The sequence below is a fragment of the Billgrantia ethanolica genome, assembly GCF_021404305.1.
Classification (GTDB): domain Bacteria; phylum Pseudomonadota; class Gammaproteobacteria; order Pseudomonadales; family Halomonadaceae; genus Halomonas; species Halomonas ethanolica.
Map to the genome: position 1 here is coordinate 1219440 of NZ_JABFTX010000001.1, position 22355 is coordinate 1241794.

Sequence of the window (22355 nt, forward strand, 5' to 3'; positions counted from 1 at the left end):
CCTTCTGAATACTGATTCGCCTGATCCACGCTGCAGCATGAACTTCATGCCGTTACATCAAGTTACCGCTGACATGGCGATTCGCAAGCGATCAGGGTATGTCAACCCTTTTATGTAAGCTAGCGTAACTGAGGTTGTCCTATTGTCCAATAGATTCCTTTGCTGTTTTTCAACCTTTCGCATGAGATTGTTCTAGATCAAGGCAGGAGGCGTGCACCTCCGCGGCTGGCCCTCGACGTGGCTCTCCCGCCAGGCGCCAAACATGCTATCGTCAGCGTCATGAACAGCCTGCGCCATCGGCAAAAGGAGACAGGACATGTCAGCCTCATCTGAAATTCAGAAAACACGCGTTATCAATGAGCTGCGCGGCTTCATCAAGAAGTTGCTACAGGACCCGCGCATTCTCGAACAGTCGCTGGAAATTGCGCGCCGTCATTACAGCGAGGGCAAGCCCGAAGAGGCCGCGGCTCGTATCGCCAACGAAATTTCCGATACCACCAGCGTTCACATCCCCGAAGATCCGCAGGAACACTCCGAAGCCGACAAGCTGTTCCTGGAATTGCTGAAGGAGGTGATCGGCGAGGAGCAGGCGCTCTACTGAGTTACACGGCCACGCAACGGCGTGGCTCGATTGGCGGGCGCCGCTCGGCGCCCTGACTCCCCGAATGGGTTCGAGACGAGAATTTCCCCACCCCCACCCGTCTCTCTGGTATAATGGCAAGCAATTGTTTTCCAAAACTTTTACAAATTCCTTGCCCATGTACTATCTGCTCAAGCTGTTTCCTGAAATCACCATCAAGTCACGTTCGGTGCGCCGCCAGATGACCCGCTGCCTGGTCGGCAACATCCGCAACGTGTTGCGACCGCTGGGCGAGACGATAGACGTTCAGGGCGGCTGGGACGCGCTGAAGGTGCTCATGCCGGCTGACGCCGAGCCCGACTGGTATCGCGAGATCCAGGAGACTTTGTGCGACATTCCGGGCGTGCATGAGGTGCAGTGCGTCGAGGAGGTGCCTTTCGTCTCCTTCGAGGACACTACCGTACGGCTGCTGCCCGTGTGGCGAGACGCCATCGCCGGTCGTACCTTTCGAATTACGGTGAAACGCCGTGGGGTGCACGACTTCACCTCGGAACAGCTCGAGCGCCACCTCGGCCGAGCGCTGCTGGATGCGGCGCCCGATGCCAGGGTAAGGCTGAAGGACCCGGACGTGGACGTCAGAGTCGACGTGGTGGAAGGCCGCCTGCGCATGGTACGCCAGCGCTGGCCCGGCCTCGGCGGCTACCCCCTGGGGCTGCAGGGCCAGGCCCTGACGCTGATCTCGGGTGGTTACGACTCGCCGGTGGCGGCCTGGAAGATGATGCGCCGCGGCATCAAGACCCACTTCCTCTTCTTTGAACTCGGTGGCGCCGGCCATGAGGCCGCGGTACGCGAAGTGGCACACCACCTGTGGCATCGCTACTCCCGCTCGCATCGCGTGAAGTTCATTGCAGTGCCGTTCGAAGGCGTGGTGGCGGAACTGCAGCGCAGCATTCCCGATGGTCTCATCGGTGTGACGCTGAAGCGCATGATGGTGCGCGCCGCGAGTCGCATCGCCACCCGCGCACGCATCCCGATGCTGGTGACCGGCGATGCCATCGCACAGGTCTCGAGTCAGAGCCTGACCAACCTGGTACTGATGGACGAGGCCAGCGACGTGCCGATCCTGCGTCCGCTGATTGCCGAGGACAAGCAAACCATCATCGACACCGCTCGCCAGATCGGCACCGCCACGTATGCCGAAGGAATGCCCGAGGTCTGCGGCGCCGTTTCCCAGCGGCCCAACACCCAGGCACGTCATGACAAGGTGATCGCCGCCGAGGAGAATTTCGACTTCAGCGTGCTGGACGACGCCGTGCAGCGAGCGGTGCTGACGCGCTCCGATCAACTGCTGGAGCAAGCCCAAACAGCAGCCCCCGAACTCGAAGTGATCACCGATCTACGGACAGCAGTCAACGGCTCCGACGTCAGCGTGATCGACATACGCCCGCCGGCGGAACGTGAAGCAGCTCCCCTGTCGCTGTCCCAGGTCGAGTGTCTGGAAATCCCCTTCTTCGAGTTGCAGTCGCGTGCCGAAGCGCTGCCTGACGACCGTCGCTATCTGCTCTACTGCGCTCAGGGTGTGATGAGCCGTATGCAAGCCATGCATCTTCACGATCGCGGACTGACTCACTTCGGCGTCTATCGCGACGGCTGAAAGCGCTTCGCACCGCTCGGTTACAATTTCTTTTTTAGCAACTACTTTATTGCCCCACCGGACTAGGCTAAAACAAAAAGTATGAGTCGCGGTCGAGTGGGGTGACGTATGAGTGTGCGCGGTACTTCGTCACGCCGGGATTCGCCTACCGTGGCGTGGCGCGACAACGGCGATTCGCTGCCCAGGCGTTCGCCGTTCATTGAAGAACCGAGAATCGCCCCAGCTCCTCGGCCGGAGCCGTCGCGCCGCTGGCTTTATATGACACTGGCGCTCTTGCTGGTGGTATTCGGCGTATCCCTGGCCACGCTGCTCGTCGCCGAGGCCAAGACATCCCACTTTCAGGCCCAGGAGCTTTCCCGCTACGCCTCTACCCTGCGCTACAGCCTGGAAACCGGCCGCAGCACGCAGATCCTGTTTCCTCAACATGGCCCCTTCGATCAACGCCTGGGCTATACCCTGCTGCCGGAGCTCGAGTCACGCCTGAACAATCGTGGTTACGAGATTGCCGAGCAGGCCCGCTTCACGCCCGCCCTGCTCGACTACACCCGCCGCGGCTTCTTCCCCCCGTACGCGGAGAAGACCCAGGCCGGCCTGATCATCGAGGAGTGCCGCGGCGACTCTTTCTACGAATTCCGCCACCCTCAGCGTCAATACGCCAACTTCGAGGCCATTCCACCGGTGATACTGCAGGTGCTGCTGTTCATCGAGAACCGGCATTTGCTGAACGAAAGCACTCCCTATGCCAACCCAGCCGTCGACTGGCCACGCTTCACCCGAGCGGCCATGTCGCAGGTGGGCCGCGCTCTGGATCTTTCGGAGCAGTCCGCCGGTGGCAGCACCCTGGCCACCCAAGTGGAGAAGTATCGGCATTCTCCGCGAGGACTGACCTACTCGCCGATGGAGAAACTGCGCCAGATGGTCTCCGCCAGCGTGCGCAGCTATCGCCACGGACCGCAAACCATGACGGCTCGCCAGGACGTGGCACTGGACTACCTCAACACCGTGCCGCTGTCCGCGGCGCCGGGCTACGGCGAGGTGCATGGACTCGGCGACGGCCTGTGGGTCTGGTTCGGCGCCGATTTCGACACTCTCAACCGGCGCTTGGCGATCGGCTTCGATGGCGTCGACGAACGCGCGGAGACCGGGCTGGCACTGCGCCAGGTGGTGGCCCTGATGATCGCTCAGCGACGCCCCTCCTGGTATCTGGCCAGCGGCAAGCAGGCCCTGGAGGAGCTGACCGACAGCCATCTTCGCCTGCTGAGGCAGGAAGGGGTGGTGCCGTACGACCTCGCCCAAGCGGCGCTGGAGCAGCGCCTGTCGTTCCGTAACTTCGGCACGTCTCCGTTCGACCTGCGCAACGAGCCCGACAAGGGCATCCAGATGGCGCGTCAACGTCTGGGGGGCATGCTCGGCATGTCTTTCTACGATCTCGATCGGCTCGACCTCAGAGCCAGCACCACGCTGCACGCCGATCTGCAGCGGGACGCGACCCGTTACCTGCATCGCCTGGCGGACCCGGACTTCGCCGCCGAGATCGGCCTGCTGGGTGACCGCCTGCTGTCACGGGAGCGGACACAGGACGTGCGCTACAGCTTCACCCTGTTCGAGCGCAGCGAGGATGGCTTCCGAGTCCGCGTGCAGACCGACAATACCGACCAGCCCTTCGACATCAACCAGAGTAGCAAGCTGGAGCTGGGCTCCACCGCCAAGCTGCGGGTGCTCGCCACCTATCTCGAGATGGTCGCCGAGGTGCACGGCCGTCATGCCGGCAAGAGCGCAGAGGCGCTACGCGCCATCGAAACCGACCGCCAGGACACGCTCAGCCGCTGGGTGCTGGACCGCCTCATCGAGAACCCCGAGCTGAGCCTCGATACCCTGCTTGGCATGGCCATGGAGCGGCGCTATTCGGCGAGCCCGGCCGAGGCCTTCTTCACTGGTGGTGGACGCCATACCTTCAGCAATTTCCGCCGCGAGGACAACGGCCGCAATCCGACCCTCTCGGAAGCCATGCGCGAATCCCTCAATCTCCCGTTCATCCGGCTGATGCGCGACCTGGTACGCTACAGCACTCACCATGCCGAGCACCGTTCGCAAGTGCTGGAGAACGACAGCGATCCGCGACGCGAAGAGTATCTGCGCCTTTTCGCCGACCGTGAGGGGCGCACCTTCCTGCAGCGTTTCTGGCGCAAGTATCGCAACCAGGACAGCGAAGCGCGTCTCGTCACCTTCCTCGAGGGACTCAACGTCTCCGCACCACGACTGGCGGCCGTGCATCGCTACCTGTTCCCCGAGGCCGACCTGGAAACGTTCCATGCATTCCTCGTCGATTGGCTACCCAACGGCAACCGGCTCAGCGAGCGCGAGGTCGCCGCGCTATACGAGCGCTACGCGCCCGGCAACTTCAACCTGACCGATCAGGGCTACGTGGCTCGCGTTCACCCGCTGGAGCTGTGGCTGCTGGGCTACCTGCTCGACTATCCGGAGGCCAGCTTCGGCGAAGCGGTAGCGGCCAGTGCCGAGGAGCGTCAGGAGGTGTATGGCTGGCTGTTCCGCACCCGGCACCGCAGCGCCAGGGACGTTCGCATTCGCACGATGCTGGAGGTCGAGGCGTTTCTCGACATCCACGAGCGTTGGCAGCGCCTGGGCTATCCTTTCGCCCACCTGGTACCCTCGCTGGCGACGGCCGTGGGCACCTCGGGCGACCGTCCGGCGGCGCTGGCCGAACTGATGGGCATCATTCTCAACGATGGGGTCAAGTTGCCTACCCTGCGTATCGACGAACTTCACTTCGCTGCCGATACCCCCTACGAGACGCGCTTCGTACCCGCCTACGGGCAGGCCCAGCGGGTCATGCGCTCGGAGGTGGCCACCGTGCTGCGTGAAACCCTGTCGCAAGTGGTCGAAGGGGGCACCGCCCGGCGACTACAGGGTAGCTTCAGCCTGGAAGACGGTTCGCCGCTGGTACTGGGCGGCAAGACCGGCACCGGCAACAATCGTATCGAGACGGTCAGCCGCAGCGGCCAGGTGACCAGCTCGCTGGCACGCAACCGCACGGCCACTTTCGTGTTCTACCTCGGCGACGACCACTTCGGCACCCTCACCGCCTTCGTCTCGGGCAGCGCCTCGGATGACTTCCGCTTCACCTCGGCCCTGCCGGTCCAGGTGCTGAAGGGCATGGAGCCAATCCTGCGCCCCTATCTGGCGCCAGGTGTCGGCACCTGTCCGCCGCCACAAACGGAGTACCATTTCGCCGATGACGGCGAGGCAGTTCAGCCCCCGGCCGAGAGCGACGACGGCTCTTCCTCATCGCTCTCGGTTGCCCTGCGATAGGGAATGCCGAAGAACAGCGAGTAGAACACCGGCACCGCGATCAGCGTCAGCAGCGAGGCAAACGCCAGCCCGCCCATGATGGTAACCGCCATGCTGCTGAAGAAGGCATCGAACAACAGCGGCAGCATGCCCAGAATGGTGGTGCCGGCCGCCAGCAGCACCGGTCGCAGACGGCTGATGCTGGCATCGATCAGCGACGTCAGACGCTCCTTACCCGTCTGTATCTGTGCGTCGATCTCGTCGACCAGCACGATGGCGTTCTTCATCAACATCCCCGACAGGCTGAGCATGCCCAGCAGGGCCGTGAACGAGAACGGCAGCCCCGTTAGCAACAGCCCGATCACCACGCCGCAGATCGACATCGGTACCACCAGCCAGATGATCAGCGGCTGGCGCAGCTTGCCGAACAGCAGGATCGATACTACCAGCATCGCCACGAAGCTCAGCGGCAGCTGCTGCGCCAGCGAGGCCTGGGCATCGGCGGAGTCTTCGTATTCACCGCCCCATGACATGGCATAGCCCGGCGGCAGCGCCATGGCCTCGATCTCTTCACGCACGGCGGCATGGGCCGCCGCAGCCGTGTAGCCCGGCGCCGGGTCGGCCTGTACCGTCAACGTGCGCACGCGGTTACGCCGGTGAATCCGCGCCTCCTCGCTCTGGGTTTCGAAGCCGTCGACGATCTGCGCGATGGGGATGAAGCGCTGCTCGGCGTTGCTCCACACCATACGGTCGGCCAGCAGCGCGACGTCGCCGCGCTCATCTGCCGGCGGGCGGGCGACGATGGGTATCAGGTTGTCGCCCTCGCGGTAAGTACCCGCGCGTACCCCCGACGCGGCAAACTGCAGGGTTTGCGCCAGCTCGTCGCGGGTGACCCCGGCAATGCGGGCACGCTCCTCGTTGTACAGCGGCACCACGACGGCCTCACGTTCGCGCCAGTTCTGACGCACGTCGATCACCGCCGGATTGGCCCGCATCCGCTGCTGCGCTTCATCCGCCAACCGGCGCAGCTCTGCCGGGTTGCTACCCTGGAAGCGTGCCTCGATCTGGGCATCCCCACCCGGGCCGAACTGGATACGCTCGGTGCGTACCCGCGCCTCGGGAAACGCAGCCTGAAGCTCGGCATAGACGTGGGGATCGAGTTCATCGATGCGCTCCAGGCTCTCGGCCCGCACGATGAACTGCGCATAAGCCGGGTTGGGCTGCTCCGGAGCGTAGGTCAGCATGAAGCGAGTCGCCCCGCGGCCGACGAAGGTGGAGACGTTCTCCACCCCCTCCTGGTCGAGCAGAAAGCCCTCGATACGTTCGGCATCGCGCTGTGTGGCGCGGATGTCGCTGCCTTGGGGCAGCTCGTAGTTGACGTAGAACAGCGGCGTATTCGAGTCGGGAAAGAATGACTGAGAAACGAAGGTGAAGCCCCAGGCGCACAGCGCCGTGATCCCCACCAACAGGGCCACCGAGAGCACCCGCAGACGCAGCGCCAGGCTGAGAAAGCGAGCATAGACCCGATAGAACAGACCGCCGTGAGGGTCTCTGTCGCTGCCTAGCTGCTTGCCGTGAAACAGGTAGTAGCCGAACAGCGGCGTGACGGTAATGGCCAACACCCAGCTCAGCAGCAGGGATATGGCGATCACGGCAAACAGCGAGAAGAGAAACTCGCCGGTAACGTCATCGGAAAGTCCGATGCCCGAGAAGGCCAGGATACCGATCACCGTTGCGCCGAGCAGCGGTATCTGGGTACGCCCGGCGGCCTCGCTGGCCGCCTCCTTGACCGACTTGCCGCGCTGCATGTTGATCAACATGCCCTCGGCCACCACGATGGCGTTGTCGACCAGCATGCCCATGGCAATGATCAGCGCGCCCAGCGAGACCCGCTCCATCTCGATATCGAATATCCACATGAAGAACAGCGTACCGAGCACGGTAAGCAGCAGGGTCGCCCCTACTACCACGCCGACGCGCCAGCCCATGAACAGGCACAGTACCAGGATGACGATGGTCACCGAGGTGGCCAGGTTGATCAGGAAATCGTTGATCGCTTCGTCCACTACCCGATGCTGCTCATAGATGGGATGCAGCTCGACGCCCAGCGGCAAGCGCGCTTCCAGCGCTTCGAGATGGCGCTCCACCGCCTCGCCCACCTCGACGATGTTGGCCTCCGCCACCCCTGCCACGGCCAGCGTGAATGCCGGCTCGCCGTTGTGCCGGATCAAGTGGTTGGGAATCTCCAACGGCTGACGATAGACGCTGGCGATATCGACCAGCGAGATTTGTTCGGTGGTACCGGGACGCCCAATGCGAATTGCTTCGATATTGGCCACGCTGTCCACCCCCGCGCGGGCGACGATGCGCACGTGGTCGTCGCCGATGCGCATCGATCCCGCATCGGTGACCTGATTCTCGGTCTGGATGGTGTTGATCACGTGGTCGACGGGAATGCCAAGCGTGGTGAGACGCTCATTGGGAATTTCGATGTAGATGGTCTCATCGCGCTCCCCCGCCGTGGTGACCCGCGCCACATTGGGCACCGTCAGCATTTCCCGCTGCAGGAAGCGCGAGATGTCACGAATCTCGTCGTGGCCGTAGCCCGGTGCCGTCACCGCGTAGAAGATGCCGTAGACCTCACCGAAGTCGTCGTTGACCTGCGAGGCCGAAGCGCCTTCCGGCAGCGAGCCCTGCACGTCGTTGACCTTGCGCCGTAGCTCGTCCCAGATCTGCGGCAGCTGGTGACTACGATAGGTGGAGGCGACCTCCACCTCGATTTCCGAACGCCCCGGCATGGAGAGCGATTCGATCACATCGATCTGCTGCAGCTCCTGGATGGCCATTTCCAGGCGCTCGGTGACCTCCTCCTCCACTTCCTGGGCGGTGGCGCCGGGGTACTGGGTATTGATGATGGCATTGGGAATGGTGAAATCGGGATCTTCGAGCTTGCCGACGTTGTTGAAGCCCCAAATGCCGCCAAGCAGGCAGACGACGACGATGAGCCAGGTGATGACCGGCCGTTCGATGGACGACTTGGCGATATCCATATCCTGCTCCTGCCAGTTTTCGGACCGTACTTAGAGCGCCGCTTCCATGGGACGAACGCGCATGTCTTCATGCAGCAGGTGAGCTCCTGCCGCGACGATCCGCTCACCCGGCTGCAACCCCGCCAGCACCGGCACCGTGTCACCGTGCAGCTGACCGACCAGCACCTGGCGCGGCTCGACGCGCTGGTCATCGGCGCGGTAGACCCAGACCTGGAAGTTGCCTTCGTTGTCCGTGTCGAGCGCTGCCACGGGAATGCGCAGCGCGCCATGCTCGATGGCATCGATCAGCGATACCGACACGGAAGCCGTCATGCCCGGCATCGCTCCGACAACTTCGTGATTCGGAATGGCAAACTCCACCTGGTAGGTCTGGGCCACGTCGTCGGGCTCGGTGACGTGCTCGCGGTACTCGAGAGAAAAGCGCTCGCCAGGCGCCGAGAGCAGCTCGGCCTCGACCTCGAAGCGCTCGGGATTCGCCACACTACGCACCAGGGTTTCGGGAACGTTGATTCTGACCCGCAGCTCCGTTACGTCCTGCACTCGCACGATGGCGGTATTGGGCTGTACGTTGCTGTGATTCTCCACCAGCCGGCGGGTCACCATGGCATCGAAGGGCGCCTCGATGGTGGTATAGGAGAGGTCCTGACGCGCACTGTCGCGCTGCACTTCGGCAAGCTCGTACTGAGTGCGTACCTCATCGAAGGCCGACTGCGAGATGGCATTCGTCTCGAGCAGCTGGCGAACACGCCCCATCTCTCGCCTGGCCAGTTGATACTCGGCCTCGGCGCGTCGAACGGCCAGTTCAAAGTCGGTCGGATCGAGGCGGGCGACGCTTTCGCCCCGGGGAATGATCTCGCCCTGGCGCGGCGGCACCTCGATCAACTGGCCGCCAACACGAAATGACAGGTCTACCGTGCGCAGGGCCTCCACTCTGCCGACGAAACGCCGGCTCGGCACCAGCGTGTGCTCCCCCACTTCCATGAGTTTCACCACACGCACTGCAGGCTCGTCCTCTTCAGCCTGGTCGCCGTTGCAACCGGCCAACGCCAGCGCCAGCATTGCCATGAGCCCCACTGCCCGCTTCATCGAACGACCTCCCTGTGTCTACTACACCGCGCCTGCCGTCGGCTCCCTGAGCGACTAACCATAGACCATACGAGCCTGAATGTAAGGCGCGCCGGGACATTCAAGCATACGTTTGAAACAGAGTCACCCCACTCGCCACAATCCGCCTGCAAGTCACTCGCGACAAGCCATAAACGACAAGGCCCGGTGCTGTGTAATCAGCACCGGGCCTTGTACGAGAATGATGCCCCTACTGACAGGGCACCACTTTACGCATGGTGTCCTTGGCCCACAGGGTCTGGCCATCCGGCGTCTTGCCATGGTCGTTCCAGCGCTCGCTCACTTCCATGCAGAAGGAGCCGGCGTTTTCTGTACGCACGTCAGGGTTGGACGGACGCTCGCCACCGATTCGCAACAGATCGGGATTGTCAGTGGTGTAGCGAGGCGCAATGGTGGAGTTGCTGGCACAGCCGGCGACCAGGGCGGCAGCAAGCAGAACTACGGGCAAACAGCGGCGCAAAGGCATGTTCACAAACCCTCGAGAATGTCGATTTCACTCCGGCAGGCATTGCCGGTAGCGCTAAATATCATTTGCTCCAGCGCAGCGTCAATCTTTTTCGAACACCGTTCGCTTGCGAATCGAACGACCGTACGGCTCGTCGTAATACTGTGGTAACGCTACGCTGGGGGATAACAACCAGAACCAAGGGCATGGCAAGAGTTTCATGGCAGAAACAAGACCGGACCTGGAGTACGCCCCGCAGCCCAGCATTTTCGAGCGCTGGGCAGGGCGCTTTCTGCAGCACCATAATCGCCGCCGGACTACTCCCGGTCAGGCGCGTCGCCACCACGAACTCAAGGGAATAGAGCGTGCCTTCTACGCCAGCATCGCCTGGGCCATCGTGGCCGGCATCGTTTCCGGCGGCGTGATTGGCGGTATGGAGTGGTACATGCGCCAGGGCATGCTCGGTGGCATGCAGGACATGAGTCTGATGGAGCAGTTGCCGTACTGGGCCGGCTTCTTTGCCGTGGCCGGGGTGGTCAGCGCACTGGAAATCGCCTTCCTCTACTGGAATGCCCTGCGTGGCGTGGCCACCACCAGCCGACTGGCCGGCGCACCGCTTCACGACAGCCCTCTCGCCGAGCTGACCCTGCTGGGCCTGAGTCGTGCAGCGCTCGAGTTTCCCAGCCCCCGGCACCGGATCTACGGCATCGATCCTTACGCTTACCTGAGCCGCTGGCGACTCATGGCCATGTCGGTGATGTATCGTCTGAAGGTTGGCGTGACGAGCTTCCTGCTGCGCGTATTCCTGCGCCGGGTGCTGGGCCGTGTGGCACTGCGTGGCCTGCTGCCGCTGGTAACCGGCCCCTTGTATGCCGCCTGGAACGCCATCATTACCTGGCGCATCATGGTCAAGGCCCGCGAACAGGCGCTGGGCCCCTTTGCCATCGAAGCGATGATTGTCAGGCTTTCGCAAGCCCCCTTCAGCGAGAGGGCTCAAGAAGTGTTACTGCATGCCATGGGCGCACTGATCATGGCCAACCGTGATGCACACCCCAACCATATCTACCTGCTCTCTCGCCTGCTCGACACCTTCCACCGCCAACAGCACGAGATCGAGGTGGACTGGCCCGGGCAGCGCTTTGTGCTAAGCCGACTGGAGCGTGCAGAGAAGCACCGCGTGCTAGAGCTGCTGATCGCGGCTACCGTGCTCGCCGGCAGATGCAAGGGCAAGCGCAAACGCTTCCTAGAGGAGCTGTTCGAGGCCTGTGACATGGCTTACCCGCATGAGAAAGTTCGCAGTTGGCGCCGCCAGTTCATGCACGGCCAACCCTTTGGCAGCGCCGCAGCGAACGGTAAGTAGACCTGCTGGCCTAGAAGAGGCCGAGCTGACGGTCGATCAGTGTGGCAAAATCGTCGCCCAGAAAAGGAAGAATGGCATCTGCGACGGGCTGCAGCTGACGCGAGAGATAGTGGTCGTAATCGACGACCGAGCGGCGGGCTTCGAGCGGCTCCGGGCCGGCCACGGTGATCACATAGCGAATCCAGCCGCCCTGCTGGTACTGCCGCGGGCGGCCCAGCCGGTCGTTGAGATCGTCGGCCATGCGCGCAGCACGCACGTGGGGCGGCACGTTGCGGCGATATTCATCCAGCCGACGGCGCAACCGCTTGCGATACACCAGGCGCTCGTCGAGCTCACCGGCCAGGGTGCGAGCCACGTAGTCGCGCACGAAGTCGCGATAGCTTTCGCCGACGAAGATGCGCCGGTAGAGTTCCTGCTGGAATATCTTGGCCAGCGGCGTCCAGTCTGCTCGAACCGTCTCCAGCCCTTTGAAAACCACACTCTCGGCGCCCTGCGCATCGCGCACCAGGCCCGCATAACGTTTCTTGCTGCCCTCTTCCGCGCCGCGAATGGTGGGCATCAGGAAGCGCCGATAGTGGGTCTCGAACTGTATTTCCAGTGCGCTGGCGAGGCCATACTCCGCCGCTAGATGCGCCTCCCACCAGCCATTGACCCGCGCCGCCAGACGCTGACCGATGGCGTGGGCCTCGGCCTCCTCATGGGCGCTGCCCAGCCAGACGAAAGTGGAGTCGGTGTCGCCGTAGATCACCGTAAAGCCCTCGGCTTCGATCAGTTCACGCGTACGACGCATGATCTCGTGCCCACGCAGAGTGATCGACGATGCCAGGCGCGGGTCGAAGAAGCGGCAGCCCCGTGAACCGAGCACGCCGTAGAAGGAGTTCATGATGATCTTGAGCGCCTGGGACAACGGCGCGTTGCCTTCGCGCTTGGCGGCGTCTCGCCCCTGCCACACGCGTGCGACCAGCTCTGGCAGCGCATGGCAGGTACGCGAGAAACAAGCACCACGAAAGCCTGGCACGCTCTGCGACTCGGGCTCCTCCAGTCCCGCCACCAGCCCCACTGGATCGACCAGGAAAGTACGAATGATCGACGGATAAAGACTCTTGAAGTCGAGCACCAGCACCGAGTCGTAGAGCCCCGGCCGGGAGTCCATGACGAAGCCACCCGGGCTATCATCGCCCTCTCGCTCGCCCGGCTGGGCCAGGTTCGGCGCCACGAACCCCAGGCGATGCATTCGCGGCAGATAGAGGTGGCTGAAGGCGGCCACCGAACCACCGCTGCGGTCGGCCGGCAGACCGGTGACGCTGGCCCGCTCCAGCAGGAAATCGATCAGCTCGGTCTTGTCGAAGATACGCGTGACCAGCTCGCAATCCTTGAGGTTGTAGCGGGCAAGCGCGGGCTTGTCCTCGGCGAACATGCGGTTGATCTCGTCCATGCGCTGGTAGGGGTTGTCAATGGCCTTGCCCTCGCCCAGCAGCTCCTGGGCGACGTGCTCCAGGCTGAACGAGGCGAACTGCCAGGTCGCCTGGCGCAAAGCTTCGATGCCGTCGATGATCAACCGCCCCGCTGCGGAGGCGAAGAAGTGGTTGGCGTTGCTGCCATGGGCGCGCCAGCCGAGGGGCTCGCCGCCCCGCCCCAGGCGCAGCGTCACGCCGAGTTGCTCGGCGTGACGCTGCAGCAGACGCAGGTCGAACTGCACCAGGTTCCAGCCGATGATGGCGTCGGGATCATTCTCGGCGAACCAGTCATTGAGGCGCTCGAGCAGCGCCTGGCGGCTGTCGCAGTAGTCGAGAGCGAAATCCCGCTCGCGCTCTGCCACGCCCTCCTGGCCGTTGGGCGGGCCGAGCATGAAGACCTGGCGCTGATCGTCGCTGGCAATCGCAATCGAGTAGAGCTCTCCCCGCTCACTGGTCTCGATGTCCAGCGACGCCAGCCTGAGGCGGGGTCGATAGTGCTCTGCGGGCTTGAGCTGAGCGCTTGACCACACTCCGTCGGCCTCGTACTCGCCGCTGAAGCGCACCGGAGCGGTGATGAAGCGCTCCATGAGATAGCGCTCCGGCGGGCGAACGTCGGCCTCGAGGAGTGCGATACCCCCTTCGCGCAGCCGCCTCTCGCACTGCTGCAGCTGGCGCTGCTGACGACAATAGAGCCCGACCACCGGCTGCAGGTGGAAATCGCGCAGCTCGAGGGGCTTGAGTTCGATACCGGGCTCGGCGGGCAGCAGACGCTCCGCTTCCTGACGCCGAGCGGCGGGCAGGAACGCCACCGAAGGCTGCGGCGGCAGGCGCACATGGCAGGGTCCGGCATCGGTCGCCAGCCAGAAGCTCACCTCGCAGCCTGCGGGTGTATCCCGCCAGTGCCGCGTCAACACGAAACCCTGCCGTTCCACCGCTGCCCCTCGCCTGCCCGTCATGCGGCCATTCTACCGGGCAGGCCGGTGGCTGTCGTTACAGCGTCACTGGTCGAGTATCGCTCTGCATGCCGGCGGCAACGAACGGCTCGGCGAGGGATAGACCTCCGGGCGCGGCGTCGGCGCAAGCGCCTGGCAACCGTCACCGGGCGGGGGTGGCGGCTGATCGATACACTCCGGCTGGTCTGGCGGACACCTCAGCCGCACATGAAGGTGTTCGTCATGGGAGTGCCACGAGCGAATCAGACGCAGCCACGAGCGATCGTCCCATTCCCTCTCGCAGAGGTCACGCTTGACAGCGGAGTCGACGAAGATCCGTGCCACGCGCGGGTCGTCCGCTGCCAGGCGAATCAGTTCGGCATGCTCATCGGTCCAGCGTTCGTCCAGACGCTGGGTGCGCGGATCGACCAGTATCGGCTGTTCGAGATCCTCGCGCTCGCTGCGCTCGAGGAACGGCAGGTCGAGTCGAAACCAGATGTCGACGTCGAGCCCCGTCTGGTGGCTGACATGGCCATAGGGCATCGGCCCGCCGCGGGGCTGAGCCATGTCGCCGACCAGGATCGGTCCGAACCCGGCCTGGTTGACGCGCTCTCCCAGCCGCTCGACATAGTCGAGAAGCGAGGGGTGGCCGTAGTGGCGATTGCGCTCGAGATCTACCGCCTGGTAGCCGATACCCTCCTCGGGCAACCGCTCGGCACCGGCAATACAGCCGCCGTCGAAAGGCCCGATGACCCGGGGCGGACCAGGCACGGGCGTCTCGACCTCCGACCAGTCTCCCGGTGTGGTTGGCGGTGCGCTGCCCTCCGGTGGGCTGGCTGCGAAAGCAGGGTGGGTAACCAAGGCAAACAAGAGGACGCCCAGCTTACGTGGGCGTCGAATCGGAGCATTGCAAAGCATGATTCATCCTTGTCGAGTAAGCGAGATCCTCATTCACGTTCCTGCCGGGCAAGCCATTCGAGACCGGGGCGATACAGCATGTCGTGCTCACCATCGAACAGCACCAGCTCCGTCGGGCCGGACTGCAGGTGCAACAACACCGTGGCCTCGGCGGCGTCGAAGTGAGGGTACTCACGCTCCTCATGCAGCGAGCGTTCGATCAAGTCGTCCGGCACTTCGCGATTCTCCTCGATCACCTCGATCTGCTCCTGGGAGAGGCGCGCCTCTTCCTCGACCAGATCGTTGTAGGCGTGCAGCGCCTGATCGACCGGCACGATGTCGTCGTGGATACCGTGAGCGATCACGACACGTATCTCGCCTGCCGCATCGGGTACGTGGGCCTTGGGGCTGCGCGCGGCGCACTCGTCATGAGCCTCGCTACCCTCTTCCGGCACACCCCCGCAGGCGCCCTCGATCTGCTCGGCGTAATCCTCGGCGCTTCCATGGTGAAACTCATACCAGCTGATCAGATCGTAGACCGGCACCCAGGCGGCGACGCCGGCAAAGGTGTCGGGCTGGCGGCTGGCCAGGTGCAGCGCGTTCATGGCCCCTCCCGAGTAGCCCAGCAGGTAGATGCGCGACTCGTCGACGCTGGCATTCTCCCGGGCATATTCCAGCGCATCTTCCATGTCGGAGATGACCAGTTCGGAAGCCGTCGACTCGGGCCGCCCGTCGTTGGCACCGCGGAAGTCGGGATGAATGAATGCCCAGTCGTTGGCCACCGCAAACTCGGCGAGAGGAATGTCGATGTTCTGCTGGTAGTCGGTGCTCCAGCTGTGCAGCACCATCAGCAGCGGCCGCTCCTCTTCCCCATCAGGTGCATAGAACATTGCCGGCTGCTGATAGTCGTCCGCCGAGGAGGGAATCTCCACGTCCTGGATGTCGGGAACATGCTCCTGCCAGGTGGCAAGGTCGGCGTCGGTAAGCTCTCCGGGAAAATCGGTGACCACGAGATGTTCGCTCGGGTGTTCGAGCCCGGACTCCTCGGCTTCCGCCTCCTGGCCCATCAGCCTCTCAGAGCCGGGCTCTGGTGCCTGAGCTTCCGCCGTGCCGGCCAGAGCGAGGGCCAAGGCGGCGCCGGTCATCAACGTCAGCCCGCCGACTCGTCGACGAGTGAGCGGTTGCGGGGCTGGCAACGTGCGCGGTTCGAAAACTGGCGTGCGGGATTCAAGGGGAAAACGGGTGCGGATATATGAACGATGCCCTATGCGTTCCATGGCAATTCTCCTGATAGCAGGTTCCTTTTGCTTGTGCCCTCAGTCTAGTCATCGGGGCGAGGCCTGCCAGCGAGAGCCGAAGATAACCTTTGTCCTGTTCCTGGACATAAGGCGAAACGAACCGGCCCGCGTCATTGGCGCGGGCCGGTCACGTGACTGACTCAGTCAGGGGCGCCCTCAGTCAGGGGCGCCCTCAATCACAGGGCGCTCAGTCACAGGGCGCTCAGTCACAGGGGACGACGACGCGACTGGTGTCCTTGGCCCACAGGGTCTGGCCGTCCGGCGTGGTGCCATGGGAATTCCAGGTTTCGGTGACCTCGACGCAGTAGGTGCCGAGATCCTCGACCTGGCGCTCCGGATCGGCGGGACGATCGTTGCCGATGCGCATGATATCGGGGTTCTCGCTGGTATAGCGCGGTGCAACGGCATTGCTGCCACAACCTACCAGCAGAGCAGCCACAAGAAACAGGGGCAGGGCGGAAAATCGCAGTTTCATCGTATCATCCTCACGAAAGTGAAACGTCATACGTTCGTTTTTTTGGATGATGCGTAACGGGAATGCGTGAGTCCTGTCGCAGCGGCCCATCCATTGGCCAACGGCGGCGGATACTGTACATGATACCCCAAGCAACCCGTCGCAGGCCAATCCGGCCTCAGCAGATGCAGCGAGATAGGAAGCCAGCTACAATCCAGGGTCTGTTTTTCTGGGAATATCCGAGCCGATATGTCGAACAACGCAAGCGCCCCGCGCAAGATCCTGGTCACCAGTGCCCTGCCCTACGCCAACGGCTCGATCCACCTCGGCCATCTGCTGGAGTACATCCAGACCGATATCTGGGTGCGCTTCCAGAAGAGCCTCGGCAACGAATGCCACTATGTGTGTGCCGACGATGCCCACGGTACTGCCATCATGCTGCGCGCCGAGCAGGAGGGGATCAGCTCCGAGGCATTGATCGAGCGCGTCTCCAGGGAGCACCAGGACGACTTCGCCACCTTCGGGGTCGCCTTCGACAACTACCACTCGACCCATTCCGAAGAAAACCGCTATTTCAGCGAGCTGATCTACACTCGCCTGCGCGATGCCGGGCACATCGCCACCCGCGATATCGAGCAGATGTATGATCCGGTGAAGGGCCTGTTCCTGGCCGACCGCTTCATCAAGGGCACCTGCCCCAAGTGCAAGACCGCCGACCAGTACGGCGACAACTGCGAAGCGTGCGGTGCCACTTACACGCCGGCGGAGCTGATTGATCCGGTATCGGCCATCTCCGGCGCCACGCCCGAGGTGCGCAGCTCGACCCACTACTTCTTCAAGCTTCCCGACTTTGCCGACTTCCTCAAGCAGTGGACCCGCGGCGGCCACGTGCAGACGCAGATCGGCAATAAGCTGCAGGAGTGGTTCGAGTCGGGGCTAAACGAGTGGGACATCTCGCGGGATGCTCCCTATTTCGGCTTCGAGATCCCCGATGCGCCAGGCAAGTATTTCTACGTCTGGCTCGATGCGCCGATCGGCTACCTGGCCAGCTTCAAGAACCTGTGCGACCGTACCGGCCTCGACTTCGACACCTACTGGAAGAAAGACTCCGAAGCCGAGGTCTATCACTTCATCGGCAAGGACATCGTCTATTTCCACGCACTGTTCTGGCCTGCCATGCTGCACGGCGCCGACTTCCGCACGCCCACGGCGGTGAACTGCCATGGCTTCGTTACCGTCAACGGCGCCAAGATGTCGAAGTCGCGCGGCACCTTCATCAAGGCCGCGACATACGCCGAGCATCTGAACCCCGAGTACCTGCGCTACTACTTCGCCGCCAAGCTCACCTCCCGCGTCGACGACCTGGACCTCAACCTGGAAGACTTCGCCGCACGGGTGAATGCCGATCTGGTGGGCAAGGTGGTCAACATCGCCAGCCGCTGTGCCGGCTTCGTCAAGAAGCTGGGCGACGGTCGGCTCTCCGCCCACTGCGCCGAGCCGGAACTGGTGGCACGCTTCATCGCCACCGGCGACGCCATCGCCGAGGACTTCGAGGCGCGTGAGTTCGGCCGGGCCGTGCGCAAGATCATGGAGCTGGCCGACGAGGCCAACACCTACATTGCCGACAAGGAGCCGTGGGTACTGGCCAAGCAGGAGGGGCGCGAGCAGGAAGTGCTGGAGATCTGCTCGGTGGGCATCAACCTGTTCCGCCAGCTGATGGTCTATCTGGCCCCGGTGGTGCCGGCCATGGCCGAGCAGGCGCGCGAGTTCCTCAGGCTGCCCTCCCTCGACTGGGCGAGCCGCCATGAGGTCTTGCTGGGACATGAGGTCGCCAAGTTCAAGCCGTTGATGACCCGCGTCGAGCGGGAGAAGATCGATGCCATGATCGAGGCATCGAAGGAGGACCTGGTGGAAGAACAGAAACTCAAGGAGGCGGCCAAGGGGCCGCTGGCCGAAGATCCCATTGCTGACGAGATCGCCTTCGACGATTTCGCCAAGGTCGATCTGCGCATCGCACGGATCGCCAAGGCCGAGTATGTCGAGGGGGCCGATAAGCTGCTGCAGCTGACGCTGGATCTGGGCGGTGAAACGCGCAACGTCTTCGCCGGTATTCGCTCCGCCTACTCACCGGAAGCGCTGGAGGGCCGCCTGACGGTCATGGTGGCCAACCTGGCTCCGCGCAAGATGCGCTTCGGCATGTCGGAGGGCATGGTACTGGCAGCAGGCAACGACGATGGCATCTACTTGCTCTCGCCCGACTCCGGTGCCGAGCCCGGCCAGCGCGTCCGCTAAGTCCGCGAGTGTCGAAAGCGGTTGGAAGCATACCGGTGAGCCATGCTTTCAACCGCGTTGCAAGGCTAAATTAACTCAAGATTTGTCGTCCAAAGCCGATAGTAATGTAAGCAATTACCTACACGGTGCCGCTGCCATTCATACCATATCAGCGGTCCATAATACAGGCAGGCTTCATGACGGCTCTCAAAGGCTCACTGCGTAATCGTTTTCTTCTCTCGCTCTGCGCCGTGCTGTGCCTGGCTTTGCTTGCACTCGTCGCCATCGCGCGCTTTCAGATCATGCCGATTCTACTGGAAGACGAAGAGGCCTATGCCAGCGCCGAGCTCGACCGAATCGAGCGCGCTCTGGGCGCCGAACTCAATCACATGCGGCGCATGGTGGAAGATTGGGCGCATTGGGACGACACCTACGACTTCGTTCAGGGCCTGCAGCCCCAGTACGTCGATTCCAATCTCTACGAGTCGACGCTCGAGACCCTCGATCTCGAGATGATGGTGTTCCTCGACGCAAGCAACGAGCCCTATTGGGTCGTGGGCTACAATGAGCACGGTGAATTCGTCTCATGCCCGGGAAGCATGCCCCCATGCGACTGGGCCAGCGCCTCTATCGCGTTTCTCAGCCGCTATGTCGCCCAAGGGTTGGACGATGCCACCCACACCTGGCTGCTGGCCGCTCCGGAACTTGCCATGGCCGGCCTCTCGCCGATCCATCAGAGCCACCAGGAGACGCCCGCCACCGGCTGGCTGGCCATGGTGCGCCCGCTCAGCGAGCCGTGGATCGAGCAGTTACGCGATACTACCGGCATCGAGTTGGAGCTGAGTCCCGTACCCGTACCAGCTCAGGAAAGCGCCGCTCAGATACTAGACCGCACTTCTCCTACGCACATGACGGCGAATCGCCTGATACCGGCCCTGCCATCGAGCCACGCCTTGCGTATCGACGCCGCGCTGCCGCGCCAGCGCTATCAGGCTAGCCTGGAAACCTTTCGCTTCGCCCTCTATTGGACCAGCGGCGTACTGATCGCCACGCTGCTCATGGTGCTGTGGCTGCTGGAGCGCATGGTGCTCTCACCGCTACGCCAGCTGGCTACCTTCACTCAGAGCCTTCACCAGGAAGCGGCGCCTCCCGCCATGCCCGTGTCATTGCTGGCGCGTCACGATGAGATCGGCACTCTCTCCCGTGAATTTAGTAACCTGCTCGACCACCAGCGCCGGCAGTCGGACTTGCTGCGTGATCTGACGCTGCACGACCCACTGACGGGAGTCGCCAACCGCCGACTGTTCGACCAGCGCCTGACAGAGCTGCTTGACCACAGCGGCACTCATCAGGGCCATGCTGCCATGATGATCGACATCGACCACTTCAAGCTCTACAACGACCACTACGGTCACCAGGCGGGAGATGTCTGCCTGGTGACCCTGGCCCAACACATGGAAGCGCAGCTCGAACCGCGAGGATTTCTGGTCGCTCGCACCGGCGGCGAGGAGTTCAGCGTGCTGCTGCCGAACACCTCGGAAGACGAGGCACTTCGGCTTGCCCGCGAGCTGCTCGAAGCGATAGAAGCACTGGGGCTTGACCACGAGACCTCACCCACCAGTTGCAACGTGACCGTGAGCATCGGCATTGCCACTCTGCAGGCAAACACGATGGAACCGGGCGATCTCATGCGCGCCGCCGACCAGGCCCTGTACCGGGCCAAGGCCAGTGGTCGCAATCGAGCAGCGACGTATCGGGCTCTCGACACGACCTTCGGCCCGACCACTACCCTAGATTCCTGAGATGCCCCATACCCTCGGGCGAGGCTCGGCCAGCCCTCTCGCCCAGGATGACACTCCGAGTGGCACGCCCGTCGGCAATCCGAGGCGTGTATAATACGGCTCCTGGATTCACCGGTGCCCAACAGGAGTGCACGTGACCCGCGACGCGACGCTGATCGAGGCCATCGACGCCCTGCTGCCCCAGACCCAATGCGGCAAGTGCGGGCACCCGGGCTGCCTTCCCTACGCCGAGGCCATTGCCCAGGGCGAGGCGATCAACCGCTGCCCGCCCGGCGGCGAGGCCACCGTCGTGCGGCTAGCCGAGCTGACCGGTCAAACCCCGCTCCCCCTCGAGGAGCCGGCCCAGTTGCCGCTGGCCGCCATGATTCGCGAAGCGGAGTGCATCGGCTGTACCAAGTGCATTCAGGCGTGTCCGGTGGACGCCATTCTCGGTGCCAGCAAGCGCATGCACAGCGTGATCGCGACGGAGTGTACCGGCTGCGAACTGTGTGTCGCGCCCTGCCCGGTCGATTGCATCGACCTGGTGCCGCACCCTGAGTGGCAGGCTGCCGGCGACGAAGCCGAGCGCGCGGCCTACCTGGCACGTCGCGCGGAACTGGGTCGCAGGCGCCACGACGCGCGCCGGCAGCGGTTGGCACGCCTGGAGCGGGAGAAGCGCTTGGAGCGGCAGCGACGCATGATCCGCCGGGAGTCGCAAAGCTCACGTGGCACTGCGAGCACGACACCTCAGCATCGCCAGCGACAAATGGCGGTCAAGGCGGCCGAACAGGCGGTGCGCAGGGCTCGCATGCAGTTCGAGAGCGCCCAGCGGCGCGATGACCAGGCGGCCTGTCGCCTGGCCGAGTCTCAGCTCGAACGAGCCAACGCGCTGCTCGAGGAGGCGCGTGCCGCCCTGGCGTCGCCATCGCCACAATGAACCCTGCCGCCAAGAACCGGTTACCCCCATGAACGCCCAGAAACGTTACGAGATCTTTTCCCGCCTGCGCGAGCACAACCCCAACCCCACCACGGAGCTGGACTGGAGCACTCCCTTCGAGCTGCTCACGGCCGTGCTGCTCTCCGCCCAGGCCACCGACGTGGGGGTCAACAAGGCCACCGCGCGGCTGTTCCCGGTGGCCAACACGCCACAAGCGATTCTCGATCTCGGGCTCGATGCGCTCAAGGAACACATCAAGACCATCGGCCTGTACAACACCAAAGCCGAAAACCTGATGAAAACCTGCCGCATCCTGGTCGAGCGGCACGGCGGTGAGGTGCCAAGCACCCGGGCCGAGCTCGAGGCACTTCCCGGCGTGGGGCGCAAGACCGCTAACGTGATTCTCAACACCGCCTTCGGGCAGCCCACCATGGCGGTGGACACGCACATTTTCCGGGTATCCAACCGTACCCGCATCGCCCCGGGCAAGAACGTGGTCGAGGTCGAGCAGAAGCTGCTGCGCCACGTGCCCAAGGAATTTCTGCACGACGCCCACCACTGGCTGATCCTGCACGGACGCTACACCTGCGTTGCCCGCCGTCCGCGCTGCGGCAGCTGCGTGATCGAGGATCTGTGCGAGTACAAGGAGAAGGTGGATATTTGAGTGTCGTCACATTCGGGAAACACTGCAAAAATTCCTACGCGTGCGAACCGCTGCGTTGCGCGGTAGCCCTCCGCCTTAGACGAATGAGGGTTTTGCATAATGGTGCACAGTCAGGGACGATGAAGCGGAAACGACAATAAA

15 protein-coding genes are annotated in these 22355 nt (G+C 63.4%); 8 read left to right on the forward strand and 7 right to left on the reverse strand.

From position 1 onward, the window contains the following. Positions 1–316: 316 nt before the first annotated feature. The 3 genes from HOP53_RS05490 (at position 317) to HOP53_RS05500 (ending at position 5564) form a co-directional block, all read left to right on the forward strand. Complete coding sequence (locus HOP53_RS05490) at positions 317–601, forward strand: hypothetical protein (RefSeq protein ID WP_234269075.1); 285 nt, start codon at positions 317–319, stop codon at positions 599–601. A 157-nt stretch (positions 602–758) separates the two neighbouring features. Then, positions 759–2234, forward strand: coding sequence for a tRNA uracil 4-sulfurtransferase ThiI (thiI, locus tag HOP53_RS05495; RefSeq protein WP_234269076.1), 1476 nt, complete (start codon positions 759–761; stop codon positions 2232–2234). Positions 2235–2492: 258 nt separating this feature from the next. Then, positions 2493–5564: a transglycosylase domain-containing protein gene (locus HOP53_RS05500; protein ID WP_234269077.1), complete on the forward strand. Its 3072-nt coding sequence runs from the start codon at positions 2493–2495 to the stop codon at positions 5562–5564. Here the strand turns inward: HOP53_RS05500 and HOP53_RS05505 are convergent. The 3 genes from HOP53_RS05505 to HOP53_RS05515 all read right to left on the reverse strand — a co-directional run bounded on the left by HOP53_RS05505 (position 5504) and on the right by HOP53_RS05515 (position 10184). Next, complete coding sequence (locus HOP53_RS05505) at positions 5504–8593, reverse strand: efflux RND transporter permease subunit (RefSeq protein WP_234269078.1); 3090 nt, start codon at positions 8591–8593, stop codon at positions 5504–5506. The genes HOP53_RS05500 and HOP53_RS05505 overlap by 61 nt on opposite strands. A gap of 30 nt (positions 8594–8623) precedes the next feature. Then, positions 8624–9679 carry an efflux RND transporter periplasmic adaptor subunit gene (locus HOP53_RS05510; protein ID WP_234269079.1) on the reverse strand — a complete coding sequence of 352 codons (1056 nt, stop codon included), beginning with the start codon at positions 9677–9679 and terminating at the stop codon, positions 8624–8626. 229 nt (positions 9680–9908) lie between these two features. Further along, positions 9909–10184 carry a hypothetical protein gene (locus tag HOP53_RS05515; RefSeq protein WP_234269080.1) on the reverse strand — a complete coding sequence of 92 codons (276 nt, stop codon included), beginning with the start codon at positions 10182–10184 and terminating at the stop codon, positions 9909–9911. Between the two features lie 199 nt (positions 10185–10383). Here HOP53_RS05515 and HOP53_RS05520 point away from each other — a divergent pair, with 199 nt between their 5' ends. After that, positions 10384–11523 (forward strand): LBF_2804 family protein, encoded by a 1140-nt coding sequence (locus tag HOP53_RS05520; RefSeq protein ID WP_234269081.1) that lies wholly within the window; start codon positions 10384–10386, stop codon positions 11521–11523. A 10-nt stretch (positions 11524–11533) separates the two neighbouring features. Here the strand turns inward: HOP53_RS05520 and HOP53_RS05525 are convergent, their stop codons facing one another. The 4 genes from HOP53_RS05525 to HOP53_RS05540 form a co-directional block, all read right to left on the reverse strand. Beyond that, positions 11534–13936, reverse strand: a complete 2403-nt coding sequence (locus HOP53_RS05525; protein ID WP_234269082.1) for a DNA polymerase II — start codon at positions 13934–13936, stop codon at positions 11534–11536. A 42-nt stretch (positions 13937–13978) separates the two neighbouring features. Continuing rightward, on the reverse strand, positions 13979–14830 hold the full coding sequence (gene mepA, locus HOP53_RS05530) for a penicillin-insensitive murein endopeptidase (protein ID WP_267955210.1): 852 nt from the start codon (positions 14828–14830) through the stop codon (positions 13979–13981). Positions 14831–14859: 29 nt separating this feature from the next. Continuing rightward, positions 14860–16005, reverse strand: a complete 1146-nt coding sequence (locus HOP53_RS05535) for an alpha/beta hydrolase family protein (RefSeq protein ID WP_234269084.1) — start codon at positions 16003–16005, stop codon at positions 14860–14862. Positions 16006–16309: 304 nt separating this feature from the next. After that, on the reverse strand, positions 16310–16582 hold the full coding sequence (locus HOP53_RS05540) for a hypothetical protein (protein ID WP_234269085.1): 273 nt from the start codon (positions 16580–16582) through the stop codon (positions 16310–16312). Positions 16583–16810: 228 nt separating this feature from the next. Here HOP53_RS05540 and metG point away from each other — a divergent pair, with 228 nt between their 5' ends. The 4 genes from metG (at position 16811) to nth (ending at position 22214) form a co-directional block, all read left to right on the forward strand. After that, positions 16811–18853, forward strand: coding sequence for a methionine--tRNA ligase (gene metG, locus HOP53_RS05545; protein ID WP_234269086.1), 2043 nt, complete (start codon positions 16811–16813; stop codon positions 18851–18853). A gap of 176 nt (positions 18854–19029) precedes the next feature. Beyond that, the gene (locus HOP53_RS05550) at positions 19030–20634 is read left to right on the forward strand and encodes a sensor domain-containing diguanylate cyclase (RefSeq protein ID WP_234269087.1); all 1605 of its coding nucleotides are present in this window, start codon (positions 19030–19032) and stop codon (positions 20632–20634) included. Positions 20635–20767: 133 nt separating this feature from the next. Next, positions 20768–21550, forward strand: coding sequence for an RnfABCDGE type electron transport complex subunit B (locus tag HOP53_RS05555; protein ID WP_234269088.1), 783 nt, complete (start codon positions 20768–20770; stop codon positions 21548–21550). A 28-nt stretch (positions 21551–21578) separates the two neighbouring features. After that, the gene (nth, locus tag HOP53_RS05560; RefSeq protein ID WP_234269089.1) at positions 21579–22214 is read left to right on the forward strand and encodes an endonuclease III; all 636 of its coding nucleotides are present in this window, start codon (positions 21579–21581) and stop codon (positions 22212–22214) included. The last annotated feature ends 141 nt before the right edge of the window (positions 22215–22355 follow it).

What these genes read in the sequence shown, in the direction of transcription:
- HOP53_RS05510 (WP_234269079.1), bottom strand. Translation starts at nt 9,679, where the DNA reads ATGAAGCGGGCAGTGGGGCTCATGGCAATGCTGGCGCTGGCGTTGGCC.
- nth (WP_234269089.1), top strand. Translation starts at nt 21,579, where the DNA reads ATGAACGCCCAGAAACGTTACGAGATCTTTTCCCGCCTGCGCGAGCAC.
- HOP53_RS05515 (WP_234269080.1), bottom strand. Translation starts at nt 10,184, where the DNA reads ATGCCTTTGCGCCGCTGTTTGCCCGTAGTTCTGCTTGCTGCCGCCCTG.
- thiI (WP_234269076.1), top strand. Translation starts at nt 759, where the DNA reads ATGTACTATCTGCTCAAGCTGTTTCCTGAAATCACCATCAAGTCACGT.
- HOP53_RS05520 (WP_234269081.1), top strand. Translation starts at nt 10,384, where the DNA reads ATGGCAGAAACAAGACCGGACCTGGAGTACGCCCCGCAGCCCAGCATT.
- HOP53_RS05490 (WP_234269075.1), top strand. Translation starts at nt 317, where the DNA reads ATGTCAGCCTCATCTGAAATTCAGAAAACACGCGTTATCAATGAGCTG.
- HOP53_RS05505 (WP_234269078.1), bottom strand. Translation starts at nt 8,593, where the DNA reads ATGGATATCGCCAAGTCGTCCATCGAACGGCCGGTCATCACCTGGCTC.
- HOP53_RS05540 (WP_234269085.1), bottom strand. Translation starts at nt 16,582, where the DNA reads ATGAAACTGCGATTTTCCGCCCTGCCCCTGTTTCTTGTGGCTGCTCTG.
- HOP53_RS05525 (WP_234269082.1), bottom strand. Translation starts at nt 13,936, where the DNA reads ATGACGGGCAGGCGAGGGGCAGCGGTGGAACGGCAGGGTTTCGTGTTG.
- HOP53_RS05500 (WP_234269077.1), top strand. Translation starts at nt 2,493, where the DNA reads ATGACACTGGCGCTCTTGCTGGTGGTATTCGGCGTATCCCTGGCCACG.
- HOP53_RS05550 (WP_234269087.1), top strand. Translation starts at nt 19,030, where the DNA reads ATGACGGCTCTCAAAGGCTCACTGCGTAATCGTTTTCTTCTCTCGCTC.
- metG (WP_234269086.1), top strand. Translation starts at nt 16,811, where the DNA reads ATGTCGAACAACGCAAGCGCCCCGCGCAAGATCCTGGTCACCAGTGCC.
- mepA (WP_267955210.1), bottom strand. Translation starts at nt 14,830, where the DNA reads ATGCTTTGCAATGCTCCGATTCGACGCCCACGTAAGCTGGGCGTCCTC.